General features: G+C 69.5%; 14 protein-coding genes. 3 read left to right on the top strand and 11 right to left on the bottom strand.

Features of this window, described 5'->3' with window-relative positions; genetic code table 11:
* Nucleotides 1-54 precede the first annotated feature (54 nt).
* Nucleotides 55-816, top strand: a complete 762-nt coding sequence (locus AB6807_RS18630) for an SDR family NAD(P)-dependent oxidoreductase (RefSeq protein WP_371085699.1) — start codon at nucleotides 55-57, stop codon at nucleotides 814-816.
* Nucleotides 817-823: 7 nt separating this feature from the next.
* Here the strand turns inward: AB6807_RS18630 and AB6807_RS18625 are convergent, their stop codons facing one another.
* Nucleotides 824-1282: an SRPBCC family protein gene (locus AB6807_RS18625; RefSeq protein WP_286514416.1), complete on the bottom strand. Its 459-nt coding sequence runs from the start codon at nucleotides 1280-1282 to the stop codon at nucleotides 824-826.
* Nucleotides 1283-1469: 187 nt separating this feature from the next.
* Here AB6807_RS18625 and AB6807_RS18620 point away from each other — a divergent pair, with 187 nt between their 5' ends.
* Together AB6807_RS18620 and AB6807_RS18615 are read left to right on the top strand one after the other, a co-directional pair.
* Nucleotides 1470-2522, top strand: a complete 1053-nt coding sequence (locus AB6807_RS18620) for a CbrC family protein (RefSeq protein ID WP_371085698.1) — start codon at nucleotides 1470-1472, stop codon at nucleotides 2520-2522.
* A gap of 3 nt (nucleotides 2523-2525) precedes the next feature.
* Nucleotides 2526-2882: a hypothetical protein gene (locus tag AB6807_RS18615; RefSeq protein WP_371085697.1), complete on the top strand. Its 357-nt coding sequence runs from the start codon at nucleotides 2526-2528 to the stop codon at nucleotides 2880-2882.
* Between the two features lie 35 nt (nucleotides 2883-2917).
* On the opposite strand, the gene AB6807_RS18610 is transcribed toward AB6807_RS18615, so the two are convergent.
* The 10 genes from AB6807_RS18610 to AB6807_RS18565 all read right to left on the bottom strand — a co-directional run bounded on the left by AB6807_RS18610 (nucleotide 2918) and on the right by AB6807_RS18565 (nucleotide 12066).
* Complete coding sequence (locus tag AB6807_RS18610; protein WP_371085696.1) at nucleotides 2918-3847, bottom strand: dihydrodipicolinate synthase family protein; 930 nt, start codon at nucleotides 3845-3847, stop codon at nucleotides 2918-2920.
* Complete coding sequence (locus AB6807_RS18605; protein ID WP_371085695.1) at nucleotides 3847-4608, bottom strand: SDR family NAD(P)-dependent oxidoreductase; 762 nt, start codon at nucleotides 4606-4608, stop codon at nucleotides 3847-3849. Before AB6807_RS18605 ends, AB6807_RS18610 begins: the two co-directional genes overlap by 1 nt.
* A 73-nt stretch (nucleotides 4609-4681) precedes the next feature.
* A complete protein-coding gene (locus tag AB6807_RS18600; protein ID WP_286514404.1) occupies nucleotides 4682-5596 on the bottom strand; it encodes a LysR family transcriptional regulator in 915 nt (304 codons plus the stop codon).
* Between the two features lie 27 nt (nucleotides 5597-5623).
* Nucleotides 5624-5959 carry a ferredoxin gene (gene fdxA, locus AB6807_RS18595; protein WP_116909874.1) on the bottom strand — a complete coding sequence of 112 codons (336 nt, stop codon included), beginning with the start codon at nucleotides 5957-5959 and terminating at the stop codon, nucleotides 5624-5626.
* A 19-nt stretch (nucleotides 5960-5978) separates the two neighbouring features.
* On the bottom strand, nucleotides 5979-6755 hold the full coding sequence (locus AB6807_RS18590) for an enoyl-CoA hydratase-related protein (RefSeq protein WP_371085694.1): 777 nt from the start codon (nucleotides 6753-6755) through the stop codon (nucleotides 5979-5981).
* A complete protein-coding gene (locus tag AB6807_RS18585; RefSeq protein ID WP_371085693.1) occupies nucleotides 6752-7915 on the bottom strand; it encodes a CaiB/BaiF CoA transferase family protein in 1164 nt (387 codons plus the stop codon). Before AB6807_RS18585 ends, AB6807_RS18590 begins: the two co-directional genes overlap by 4 nt.
* A complete protein-coding gene (locus tag AB6807_RS18580; RefSeq protein WP_371085692.1) occupies nucleotides 7912-9303 on the bottom strand; it encodes an FAD-dependent oxidoreductase in 1392 nt (463 codons plus the stop codon). The genes AB6807_RS18585 and AB6807_RS18580 overlap by 4 nt, the downstream gene beginning before the upstream one ends.
* Nucleotides 9304-9375: 72 nt before the next feature.
* On the bottom strand, nucleotides 9376-10224 hold the full coding sequence (locus AB6807_RS18575) for an ABC transporter permease (RefSeq protein WP_116909878.1): 849 nt from the start codon (nucleotides 10222-10224) through the stop codon (nucleotides 9376-9378).
* Nucleotides 10225-10235: 11 nt separating this feature from the next.
* On the bottom strand, nucleotides 10236-11030 hold the full coding sequence (locus AB6807_RS18570; RefSeq protein WP_116909879.1) for an ABC transporter ATP-binding protein: 795 nt from the start codon (nucleotides 11028-11030) through the stop codon (nucleotides 10236-10238).
* A gap of 4 nt (nucleotides 11031-11034) precedes the next feature.
* Nucleotides 11035-12066: an ABC transporter substrate-binding protein gene (locus AB6807_RS18565; protein WP_371085691.1), complete on the bottom strand. Its 1032-nt coding sequence runs from the start codon at nucleotides 12064-12066 to the stop codon at nucleotides 11035-11037.
* Between the last annotated feature and the right edge of the window lie 11 nt (nucleotides 12067-12077).

Raw genomic sequence — 12077 nt, 5'->3', positions numbered from 1 at the left:
GCCTGCCCGCGCAGCGCGCCGGACGCTCGGCGTTCTTTTCAAGGAGCAGCGAACATGGAACGTTTCAAGGGCAAGACCGTCATCGTCACGGGCTCGGCCTCGGGCATCGGCAAGGGCGTGGCGCAGCGCTTTTCACAGGAAGGCGCGAACGTGGTGCTGTGCGACATCGACGAGAAGAAGCTGGCCGCCGTGGCCGCCGAACTCCCGGGCGAGCGCACGCTCGCGCAGCGTTGCGACGTGACGCGCTTCGACGAGGTCGAGGCGCTGGTGAAGCAGGCGGTGTCGCGCTTCGGCGCGCTCGACGTCATGGTCAACAACGCCGGCATCGCCTCCGAAGGCACCGCGCTCGAGGTGCCGCTGCAGGAGTGGGGCAAGACCATCGACACCGACCTGAGCGGCGTGTTCCATGGCTGCCGCGCGGCCTTGCCCGAACTGCTGAAGACGCGCGGCTGCATCGTCAACACCGCGTCGGTGTCGGGCCTGGGCGCCGACTGGGCCATGTGCGCCTACAACGCGGCCAAGGGCGGCGTGGTGAACCTCACGCGCTCGCTCGCGCTCGACTTCGGCAAGCAAGGGGTGCGCGCCAACTCGGTGTGCCCTTCGCTCACGCACACGGGCATGACCGAGGACATGGTCAAGGACAAGGCCCTGGTCGGCAAGTTCATGGAGCGCATGCCGCTGGGCCGCGTGGCGGAGCCGGCCGACATCGCGGCCGTGGTTGCGTTTTTGGCGAGCGACGACGCGCGATTCGTCAACGGGGCGAACATTCCCGTGGACGGCGGCGTGATGGCGTCGAACGGCCAGCCGCCGCAGTAGCAGCCGCTCAACCCGGAATGTCGGGCTCGACCAGCTGCGCCAGCGCCACCAGCGATTCCTGCCAGCCCAGGTAGCACATCTCGGTGGGAATCATCGCGGGAATGCCTTCCTGCACCACGGCAATCTCGGTTCCACAGGACACCGCCGTCAGGGTGACGGTGGTCTTCATGGTGCCCGGCAGGTTGGCGTCGTCGAAGCTCGCGTCGTAGACCACGCGCTGGCCGGGAACAAGCTCCAGGTACTTGCCGCCGAACGAATGGCTGTGGCCGCTGCTGAAATTGGTGAAAGACATGCGCCAGGCGCCGCCCACCACCGCTTCCATGCTGTGCACCTTGCCGACGAAACCGAAGGGCGGCAGCCAGCGCTCGAACGCGCCGGGTTCGACGAAGGCACGGTAGAGCCGCTCGGGCGGCGCGCGCAGAACGCGATGCAGGCGCACGGTATTTGTCTGTGTCTGGGTAGCCATGGTTGGTTTCTCCTGTGGGAAAGGTGCAGAGGACGACCCTCTATGGTTACGTCGAACGAGCCCGCGCAGGATCGACATCCGCAAGGATCGGGGAAAACCCTGAGCCGCCATTCCACCGCCTCGGTCGCCAGCGTGCCTGATCGCGTCGCGCGGTCGCGGATACTTTCCCGCCCACTTGTCCATCGCCATGCCCCCGCACGTTCCCCCACCCCCCGCACCTGAAAGCGCCTTGCGCGCGCTCGAAGAAAAGCTCGGCGCCGCGTTGCCGCCGGTGCTCAGGGCCCGCTACGCCGCCAGCAACGGCGGCACCTTCGGCGACCCGCGCCAGCGCGACTGCGAGTGGCGGTTGCACCCGGTGTTCGACGCCACCGACCGCAAGCAGATGAAGCGCACGGCCGAAGACATCGCGCATTACACGCGGCTTGCGCTGAAGGACGCGCGCTTTCCGCGCCAGGGCGTCAGCATCGCGCACGACTACTCGCTGATGCGGCAGCTGCTCGTGCTCCGCGGCGAGACGACCGGCAAGGCGACCGGCGCGATGGCCGACGGGATCGCCGACGCGGTCTTCCTGTTCGACGTGTACACCGGCGAGTGGTGCGCGCCCTACGCGGCCGACCTGCAGGCTGCCATCGCCCAGGCCCGCGTGCCCGAGGCCGTGCAGCCCGACCCCGCCCGCGCGCTGCCCACGTTCCGCTACTACGCCGACCCTTTCGCCGCGGGCGTGCTGCGCACCTCGGGCGAAAGCTGCCAGTGCTGCGGCCAGGCCACCGGCTACATCTACGACGGCGGCTTCTACGCGGTGGGCGACGCATCGCACTTCTGCCCGTGGTGCATCGCCGACGGCTCGGCGGCGGCGAAGTTCGACGGTGAGTTCAACGACGCGGCCGGCGTGGGCAGCGTCGACGGGCCGGGCACCGACGAGGTCGGGCTGCCCGCGAGCGTGGTCGACGAGGTCTCGCAACGCACGCCCGGCTTCTTCAGCTACCAGCAGGAGCGATGGTGGGCGCACTGCAACGACGCGGGCCGCTTCCTCGGCGAGATCGAGCATGTGGACGCCGCGCTGCTGGCGTCCGAAGCGGCCAGCGACTTCGTGCGCGACACCTGCGACGCGGCCCGCCTCGGCGGCGACACCGATTGGCAGTGGCTGCTGCGCACACCTTCGCGCAAGCGCGGCATCGCGGTGTTCGTCTTCGGCTGCCTGCACTGCGGCAAGCTCGGCGGCTATGTGGACCACAGCTGAGGCATGAACCCCCGCAAGATCGTCATCGGCACGCGCCGCTATGCCTGGGTGGTGCGGCGCATCGACGCCCACTACCTGATGCTGCGCGTGTGGCCCGGCGAGCGCCAGCGAAAAGACTTTCCGCTGGAGGTGCGCCTGCGCTTCGACGACCCGTGGCTGAACTTCGGCGAGCTGCTCGCCTCGCCGCCCGAGCGACGCGGCGAGGTGTTCCAGCTGGCGCCCGTCACGCCGCACATGGTGCGCGGCACCATCGAGGCGGCGCTGGCGGCGGGCTGGGCTCCGGCGCACCCGAGCGACCACCGGCGCTTCGACCGGGGGCCGGACGGCACGCTGACGCCGACGGGAATGCCGGCCGCCTGACGGTCACGCGGTCATGCCGTCACGCGCTCACTCGCTCATCGTCCCCAGCGCAGCACCATCGGATCGAGCCGCCGCGCGGTCTCGATCAGTTCGCGCCGCGTCAGCGGATGCATCGCGGGCCACGGATGGCGCGGTGCCTCGCAGGCGATGACGCCGCCTTCCTTCATCAGCGCCTTGGCCGCGAGAAAGCCCGACTGCCGGTTCTCGTGGTTGATGAGCGGCAGCCAGCGCTGGTAGCGCGCGAAGGCCGCGTCGCGCTCGCCCTGTCGGTGCGACTCGACGATGGGCCGCAGCCCGTCCGCATAGGCGCCGCCCGTCATCGCGCCGGTGGCGCCGGCCTCCAGGTCGGCGAACAGGGTGATGCCCTCTTCACCGTCCCACGGCCCTTCGATGGCGTCGCCGCCCTCCTCGATGAGCGCGCGCAGCTTGGCCGCCGCGCCGGGCGTCTCGATCTTGAAGTACGCCACCTGCTCGATCTGCCGCGCCATGCGCGCCAGCAGCGCGACCGGCAGCACGGTGCCGCTGGCCGGCGCGTCCTGCACCATCACCGGAATGCCGATGGCGTCGGACACGCGCGCGTAGAAGGCCTCGATCTGCACCTCGGGCACGCGGAAGGTGGCGCCGTGGTACGGCGGCATCACCATGACCATGGCCGCGCCCATGTCCTGCGCGCGCCGGCTGCGCGCCGCGCACACGGCGCTCGAAAAATGCGTGGTCGTGACGATCACCGGCACCCGCCCCGCCACGTGTTCGAGCACGGTGCGCGTGAGCAGCTCGCGCTCGTCGTCCGCCAGCAGGAACTGCTCCGAGAAGTTCGCCAGGATGCAGATGCCGTCCACGCCCGAATCGATCATGAAGTCGATGCAGCGCTTCTGGCTGGCCAGGTCGAGCTCGCCCACTTCGGTGAAGGTGGTGGGCGCCACCGGAAAGATGCCGCGGTAGCGCGGCGCGCGCAGCCCCGCCATCAGGGCATCACCTGCCCGCCGTTCACCTCGACGACCTGGCCCGTGACGTAGCCGCTGGCCGCCGCGCTCGCCAGGAACAGGAAGGCGCCCACGCATTCATCGGCCGTGCCCAGGCGGCCCATGGGAATGGCGTTGGCGAAGTTCTTCAGCACCTCGGGGCTGGAATGCCCGTCGTGGAAGGGCGTCTCGATGACGCCCGGCGCCACCGCGTTCACGCGGATGTTGTCCTTCACCAGTTCCTTGGCCATGGTGCGCGTGAGGGTCGACACGAAGCCCTTGCACGCCGCGTACAGCCCCGCGCCCGGCCCGCCGCCGGTGCGCGCGGCCTGCGTGGTCACGTTGACGATGGCGCCGCCGCCGCCCGCGGCCATCAGCGGGATCACGCGGCGGCTCACGGCCACCACCGAGCGCGCGTTCAGGCGGAACACGGCGTCGATGTAGTCGTCGTCCGCGTCCACGATGGGCGCGCGCCTGACGAAGCCGCCCGCGTTGTTCACCAGCACGTCGATGCGGCCGAACTCGGCGTGCACGGTCTTCACCATGCGGTCGACGGCGGCGGAATCGGTCACGTCGGCCTGCACCAGCAGCGCGCGGCCGCCCGCGACCTCGATGTCGCGCGCCACCTGCCGCGCGGCCTCGGCGCTGCCGCGGTAGTGCACGGCCACCTGCGCGCCGGCCTGCCCCAGCGCGCGCGCCACCGCGGCGCCGATGCCGGTGCTCGCGCCGGTCACCAGCACGGCCTTGTTCTTCAGATCGTTCATGTCGTCGTGTCTCCTTGTGTTGAAAGCGGGGTCGGGTGCGAGGCTGGAAACCTGCCGCGGCCGCCCCCCGCGTTCACACGGAGGCGGCGGCGATTTCCAGCTGGGTCAGTCGCCGCGCCATGCGGCCGACGAAGTTCTGCGTCACGTGCGGCAGCACGCGCTGCGAGGGCACCACGATGCCGACCTGCAGCTGGTCGAGCGCGGGCAGCTCGAAGGGCCGCCAGATCAGGTCGCCGCGCTTCAGGTCTTCGATGAAGGCGATCTTCGAGAAGCACGAGATGCCTTTGCCGGCCATGATCAGCCGCTTGAGCATGGGCGTCGAATTGCAGGTGGCCGCCGGCTCCATGTCGTCCCAGAAGGCCGCGAACTCGGGAGACAGCGCCGCGCTGATGACCGGGTGCGAGCTCGATCGCAGGAACGGGTAGCGCGCGCATTCCTTGAGCGACACGCGCGCATGGTTGGCCAGCGGATGGCCCGGCGGCATGACCACGCCGATGGGCAGGTTGGCCAGCGCCACCGCCGCCACGCCGCCCGGCAGCCGGCTCACGAAGGTCATGCCCACGTCGACCTGGCCCGACATCACCATCTGCGCCACGTCCATGGGTTGCACCGCGGTGATGGTGTACGTCACGGCCGGGAACACCTGCAGGAAGTCTTCCACCGCCGAGGGCAGCATCTCTTCGAAGAACGAGTCCATGGCCGCCACCTTGACGTGGCCGGTGCGCTCGCCCTTGAGCGCATCGAGTTCGGTGCGCATCACCTGGTATTCGTGCAGCGTTTCCTGCGCGTGCTTCAGCAGGCGCTCGCCCGCCGCGTTGAGCCGCAGGCCGTTGGGCATGCGGTCGAACAGCTCCACGCCCAGCTCGTCTTCCAGCTTGTGGATCTGCCGGTTGACCGCGCTGGCCGCCACGAACAGCCGCTCGGAGGCCTTGCGCACCGAGCCGCAGCTCGCCACCTCGATGAAGTATTTGAGAATGCTGGCGTGCATCAGCCGGCCCTCCCGATCCACGTGCCTTCATCCGGCCAGCCTCGCGCTCTCCAGGGAAATGCCGGGGTGGTCGCAGGCCACGCGCCCCGTGTCGGCCGCGCCGCCGGGCGAGCCCAGCCCGCTGACGTTCGCCGCGAAGAAGTCGCGGTTGATGGCGGTGAAATGTGCCATTTCGGGCGGCAGCCGAAGGTCTTCGTAGATGGCCTGCGTGGGGCAGGCGGACACGCAAACGCCGCAGTCGATGCATTCATCCGGGTGAATGTACAGAGTGCGCTCGCCTTCGTAGATGCAGTCGACCGGGCAGCACTTGACGCACGCGCCGTCCTTGACGTCGATGCATGCGGCGGTAATGACGTGGGGCATGGCATTGACGGGCTGGCGCCTAGCGGCCCAGCCACTGCGGCTTGCGTTTCTGCTGGAACGCCAGCACGCCCTCGTCGGCGTCCTGCGACTGCAGCGCGCTCACCAGCGCCGGCAGCCGCATGCGGTGCGCCTCGGCCGGCGACAGCGTGCCCGTGCGGCGCACCACCTGCTTGATGGCCTTGAGCGACAGCGGCGCGCAGGCGAGCATCTGCTGCACCCAGCGGTCGACCGCGCCGTCGAGCTCCGCGCGCGGCACCACCTCGTTGACCAGGCCCATCTCCAGCGCGCGCTGCGCCTTCACGCGCTGGCCGGTGAGCATCATGCCCATGGCCTGGCGGTAGGGAATCTGGCGCTGCAGCAGCAGCATGCCGCCGTCCAGCGGCAGGCGGCCGACCAGCGGCTCGGGCAGGCCGAAGCTGGCCTCCTCGCAGGCCACCACGATGTCGCAGCCCAGCACCATCTCGAAGCCGCCGCCCAGCGCGAAGCCGTTCACGCGCGCAATCACCGGCACGTCGAGCGTCTCGCGCAGCGCGATGCCGCCGAAGCCGCCGGGTCGCGCCGCGGCCCAGTACTCGACGCCCTTCAGGTTCGAGGTGTTCTTCAGGTCCGCGCCCGCGCAGAACGATCGCTCGCCCGCGCCGGTGAGCACCACCGCGCGAATGTCGTCGCGCGACTCGATCTCGCGCCAGATGCGTTGCAGCTCGGCCTCGGCCGGCAGGTCGATGGCGTTGAGCACCTCGGGGCGGTCGATGGTGACCGTGGCGACATGGTCGGCCACTTCGAAAAGAATGCTCATGCGTCGGCCTCCTCGATGAGCGCGCGCGCCTCGGCCAGCACCTCGGCCGTGTGCTGCCCGAGCCTGGGCGGCTCGCGTCGAATGCCGGCCTTGGCGCCCGACATGTGGATCGGGCTGGCAATGAACTTCAGCGGACGGCTGGCCGAGGCGTCGCCCTCCAGGATCATGGCGTTGTGCAGCGTTTGCGGGTCGACCAGCGCCTCGCGCATGTCGCGCACGGGCGCGGAGAGCAGGTCTTGTTCTTCGAGCTTCGCGAGCCAGTGCTCGCGCGTGTCGCTGGCAAAGCGCTCGTGGAAGATGGCGTGCAGCGCCGTCTTGTTGGCGAACTGCGCCTTCAGCGTGGCGTAGTGCTCGTCGAGCGAGAGGTCCTCGATGCCCAGCGCCGTGCAGATGTCGCGCAGCGGGTTGGCCTTGAAGGCGCCCACCAGCACCAGCGGCCCGGTCTGCGTGTCGAACACGCCCGACAGCGGCATGGCGGCCCAGTTGACCTCCGAGTCTTCCATCATCACCATGGCCGCCTCCTGCATCTGCATGGCGAGCATGGAGTTGTAGAGCGACACCGAGATCTTCTGGCCCTCGCCCGTGCGCTCGCGCTGCAGCAGCGCCAGCAGGATGCCCTGCACCATGTGCATGCCGGCCGTGTAGTCGGCCAGCGCGGTCGGGTAGATCGACACCGGCACCGACGCATCGGCGCGGCGCGCCATCACGCCGGTGAGCGCCTGCGCGAGCACGTCCTGCCCGCCCTTGTGGGCGTAGGGGCCGGTCTCGCCGAAGCCGGTGCCCACCGCGTACACGATGCGCGGGTTCAGCCGCTTGCAGTCTTCGTAGCCCAGGCCCAGGCGCTCCATGACGCCGGCGCGGAAGTTGTTGGTGACCACGTCGGCACCGGCAATCAGCGCCTTCACCAGCTCCATCTGCGCCTCGTCGCGCAGGTCGATTTCCACGCTGCGCTTGTTGCGGTTGAGGCTGCAGAAGATCGGGTTGTCGTGGCCCGCCACGGGCGCGAAGGTGGAGCGACTCAGGTCGCCCGCGCCCTTGCGCTCGATCTTGATCACGTCGGCCCCGTGGTCGGCCAGCATCTGCGTGCAGACGGGGCCCATCATCACCTGCGTGAAGTCGATCACGCGGATGCCGTCCAGCGGCAATGCGGCGGTGCTCATGCGGCCTCCCTGGCGGGCTCGGAGAAAGAACGCGCGATGGCGGGCACGTCGGCGTTCGGGCCCTTCTGGTCGCCGGGGTCGGCGCCCTGTGCGCGCAGCGTCTTCTGCAGCTTCGCGATGTCGACCTCGCGCACCGACACACCCGCGTCCAGCGCCAGCGCGGCGGCGGTGCCGGTGGCCTCGCCCATCGCCATGCAGGGCGGGATCTCGCGGGAGATCTTCTGCGCGGCCGAGGTGGCCGAGTAGTGGCGCCCGGCCACCAGCAGGTTCTCCACGCTGCGCGGCAGCAGCGTGCGGTAGGGGTAGTAGTAGTCGCGGCCCCTCGCCACGCTGTCGTCGAAGCGGGTGCGCTGCGCCACGTCTTCCTTGGTCATCACGTAGGCCCCCTCGAGCAGGCGTGTCTGGCGGATGCCGGTCTGCGGCGCCATGTCGATCAGCGTGCACTTCGCAAAGCCCGGCAGCTTGGCGCGCACGAACTCGATCACCTTGTGGATGGTGGCGCGGCCCTGCACTTCGGCGCGGGTCAGGTCGCTCACCTTCAGGCCGTCCAGCCCCGGCATGTGCGGGCAGTTGCACCACACCACACCGGGCAGCGGCGTCTTCAGCCACCACGCCTCCCACGCGCCGCCGAGCATGTGCTTGATCTCGCGGTCCAGCGCCTGCCAGGCCACGGGCTCGTCGCGCTCGAAGCGCTCGGCCTCCTCGGTGTCTACACCGCCCAGGCGGAACACAGTGGTCACGATGTAGCTGCCGCTGATGTGCGGCGCGCCGGCCGAGGCCGCCACGTCGAGGTCGCCGGTGGTGTCGATCACCACCTTGCCCAGGATGGCCTCGCGCCCGCCCTTGGTCTCGCACACCACGCCCTTCACCTTGCCGTCTTCCACCAGCGTGCGCGAGAACCACGAGTGCAGCCGCAGCTCGATGCCGGCCTGCAGCACCATCTCCAGCGCGCTGCGCTTCCACGCATCAGGGTCGAAGGCGGCGGCGAAGCAGATGGGGTGCGGCTTCTCCTTGCTGTGGAAGTCGTAGGTGCCCCAGCGCTTCCAGCGCCGCACCGATTCGGGCAGCGTGCCCCACTCCTGCTGGCGCGGGTACTCGGCCAGGCCCAGCGCGGACATGCGCTCGATCATTTCCATGCAGATGCCGCGCACCGAGATTTCCTGCTGGTGGCTGTCCCACATGTCGTCCAGCACCAGCACCATGCCGCCCGAAGCGAGGCCGCCCAGGTGGTTGTAGCGCTCCAGCAGCGTCACGCTCGCGCCGTTGCGCGCGGCAGCCAGCGCCGCCGCCTGGCCGGCGGGGCCGCCGCCGACCACCACCACGTCCGATTCGGCCGCCACCCGCACATCGTGCGCGGGCTCCTGCATCCAGTCGCCAATACGGCTCATAGCACTATCTCCTTTAGAAATTGGGGGGTGCGGCGGCACGCGGGCCGCCGCGGGTTGCGAATGCGGCGGTGCTCAGTGCACGTTCTCGGGCTGCCAGCGAATGACCCATTTCTCGGCCAGCGTCACCAGCAGGAAGAACAGGCCCGAGAGCGTGGCGCTCATGACGATGGCGGCGTACAGCAGCGGCGAATCGAAGTTGAAGGTGGCCTGCAGGATCATCGCGCCGATGCCCACCGTGGCACCCACCCACTCGCCCACCACCGCACCGATGACGCACATCGACGCCGCGATGCGCAAGGCCGAGAACAGGTAGGGCAGCGCGTTCAGCAGCCGCAGGCGGAAGAAGATCTCGGTCTTGCTGGCCGACAGCACGCGCATCAGCTCCATCGCCTGCGGGTTGACCGACTCCAGCCCGCGCACCATGTTCACCAGCGTCGGAAAGAAGCACACCAGCGCGGCGATGGTGATCTTCGGCTCCATGCCGTTGCCCATGATGAGCACCAGCACCGGCGCCTTGGCCACCAGCGGCACGGCGTTGAACATCAGCACCACCGGAAAGAAGATGTCCTGCAGCGTCTTGTTGTGCACGAACACGGTCGCCACCGCAATGGCCGCGAGGTTGCCGAGCACGAAGCCGCCGGCCGCCTCCATGGCCGTGGGCAGCAGGTTGTCGAGCAGCACCGCGCGCTTGGCATAGAGCGTTTCCAGCACGGCCCACGGCGTGGGCGCGATGAAGGGCTTGACGTCGAACACCGCAATCACGGCCCACCACAGGAAGATGAGCCCGACGATGCCCAGCGCGGGCAGGATGCGGCGTCGCCACAGGCGTTTTTGCCGCGCGGCGGCCCAGGCCTGGTACTCGGGGTCTGCCGGCGCGGTGAAGGCGCCGGGCACGGCGGAGTCGAGGGAACGTGTGTTCATGGCAATCGGCCTCAGCAGGTTTCCAGCACGCGCCGCAGGTGGCTTGTGAGGCGAACGAATTCGGGGGTCTCGCGCATTTCGAGCGTGCGTTCGGCGGGCAGTTCGACCGGCACGATCTCGCGCACGCGCCCGGGGTTGGCCGCGAGCATCAGCACGCGCTGGCCAAGAAAGGCCGCCTCGTGGATGCTGTGGGTCACGAAGAGAATGGTCACGCCCGTCTCGCGCCACACGCGCAGGATTTCTTCGTTGAGCCGGTCGCGCGTGATCTCGTCGAGCGCGCCGAAGGGCTCGTCCATCAGCAGGATCTTCGGGTCGCTGGCGAGCGCGCGCGCAATCGACACGCGCTGGCGCTGGCCGCCCGACATCTCGTGCGGAAAGGCGTTGGCGCGGTCCTTCAGCCCTACCAGCTCGAGCAGCTCCTGCGGCGAGCGGCGGCCCTTGCGGCTCGCGCCGCCGCCCACCTGCAGCGGCAGCTCCACGTTCTGCAGCGCGGTGCGCCAGGGCAGCAGCGCCGCGTCCTGGAACACGAAGCCGATGTCGCGGTTCTTGCGCGCGGCCTGCGGCGTGGACGACAGCACCTCGATGTGGCCGCGGCTGGGTTGCAGCAGGTCGGCCACCACGCGCAAAAAGGTCGACTTGCCGCAGCCCGAGGGGCCCAGCAGCGTGAGGAACTCGCCCTGCGCCACGTCGAGGTCGAGGCTCTTGATGGCGGTGACGTCGCGGCGCTCGGTGAAGAAGCGCACGCCGATGTCGCGGCACGCGATGGCCGGGGCCGATGCGCGAACGGTTTCCAGAACGGCGGCCATCGCGTCAGCCCTTCATGGCACGCGCGGCGGCGGTGGCCTTCAGCGCGTCGAGCGAGATCACGTCTTCCACCTTGGGCGTGCGCGCGGTGAACTGGCCCAGCTCGGCATAGGTGGCAATCTGCTCCTGCCACACGGCCGGGTCCATCGCGCCCCAGCCCTGCGTCTGCGCGGCGCCGCCGAAGGCGTACTCCAGCATGGCGTCGACCGCCACGCGCTCGTCCTCGCGCTTGAGGTTGGGGTATTCCTTCACCAGCATGTCCACCGCCGCGTCGCGGTTGGCGCGCACGTGGTGCCAGCCCTTGGCCGTGGCGCGCAGGAAGGCCTCGATGACCTTGGGCTGCGTCTCCAGCGTCTTGGTCGACGCGTAGTACGGCAGCGCGTACAGCCGCACGCCCGCGTCCCACTGCGTGAGCGTGGCGATGTCGGGGCCCAGCACCTTGATGGCGGTGGTGTTGGTGAGCCAGCCCGTCACCACGTCGACCTGCCCGGTGAGCAGCGGCGACATGTCCGCGCCGATGGAGATCACCTTCACGTCCTTCTCGGCGATCTTGTTCTTGGCCAGCAGCGCGCGCAGCAGGATGGCCGCGGTCGACGGAATGCCCACGCGCTTGCCCACCAGGTCGGCCGGCTTGCGCACCGGGTTCTTCGCGAGCGAGAAGTAGGTGTACGGGTGCTTCTGCGCGCCCACGGCGAAGCACTTGATGGGCAGGCCCTGCGACACGGCCAGCATGATCGACGGGCTGGAGGACACCTGCCCGACCTCGTAGCGGCCCGAGGCGATGATGGCCACGCCGTCGATGTTGGGGCCGCCCGGCTGGATCGCGAAGTCGATGCCTTCCTGCTCGTAGAAGCCCATGCGCTTGGCGACCACTTCGCCGATCTGGTTGCCCCCCACGATCCAGCCCAGCTGCATGTTGATGCGCGCCTTGCCCTGCGCGAAGGCGTCGACGCTGAGCAGGCCGCCGGCGGAGAGTCCGCCTGCGATGAGGGACGTCTTCAGGAGACTTCGGCGACCGGGGTCCCGGAGATGGGCCATGGCGAATTCCT

This window comes from Variovorax sp. RCC_210 (genome assembly GCF_041355175.1).
Lineage (GTDB): Bacteria > Pseudomonadota > Gammaproteobacteria > Burkholderiales > Burkholderiaceae_C > Variovorax.
The sequence above is the reverse complement of the archived record's forward strand: the minus strand, read 5'-3'. Positions and strand labels throughout refer to the sequence as shown.

Coding starts and splice junctions, on each gene's coding strand:
- AB6807_RS18630 (WP_371085699.1), top strand. CDS start 55: ATGGAACGTTTCAAGGGCAAGACCGTCATCGTCACGGGCTCGGCCTCG.
- AB6807_RS18625 (WP_286514416.1), bottom strand. CDS start 1,282: ATGGCTACCCAGACACAGACAAATACCGTGCGCCTGCATCGCGTTCTG.
- AB6807_RS18620 (WP_371085698.1), top strand. CDS start 1,470: ATGCCCCCGCACGTTCCCCCACCCCCCGCACCTGAAAGCGCCTTGCGC.
- AB6807_RS18615 (WP_371085697.1), top strand. CDS start 2,526: ATGAACCCCCGCAAGATCGTCATCGGCACGCGCCGCTATGCCTGGGTG.
- AB6807_RS18610 (WP_371085696.1), bottom strand. CDS start 3,847: ATGGCGGGGCTGCGCGCGCCGCGCTACCGCGGCATCTTTCCGGTGGCG.
- AB6807_RS18605 (WP_371085695.1), bottom strand. CDS start 4,608: ATGAACGATCTGAAGAACAAGGCCGTGCTGGTGACCGGCGCGAGCACC.
- AB6807_RS18600 (WP_286514404.1), bottom strand. CDS start 5,596: ATGCACGCCAGCATTCTCAAATACTTCATCGAGGTGGCGAGCTGCGGC.
- fdxA (WP_116909874.1), bottom strand. CDS start 5,959: ATGCCCCACGTCATTACCGCCGCATGCATCGACGTCAAGGACGGCGCG.
- AB6807_RS18590 (WP_371085694.1), bottom strand. CDS start 6,755: ATGAGCATTCTTTTCGAAGTGGCCGACCATGTCGCCACGGTCACCATC.
- AB6807_RS18585 (WP_371085693.1), bottom strand. CDS start 7,915: ATGAGCACCGCCGCATTGCCGCTGGACGGCATCCGCGTGATCGACTTC.
- AB6807_RS18580 (WP_371085692.1), bottom strand. CDS start 9,303: ATGAGCCGTATTGGCGACTGGATGCAGGAGCCCGCGCACGATGTGCGG.
- AB6807_RS18575 (WP_116909878.1), bottom strand. CDS start 10,224: ATGAACACACGTTCCCTCGACTCCGCCGTGCCCGGCGCCTTCACCGCG.
- AB6807_RS18570 (WP_116909879.1), bottom strand. CDS start 11,030: ATGGCCGCCGTTCTGGAAACCGTTCGCGCATCGGCCCCGGCCATCGCG.
- AB6807_RS18565 (WP_371085691.1), bottom strand. CDS start 12,066: ATGGCCCATCTCCGGGACCCCGGTCGCCGAAGTCTCCTGAAGACGTCC.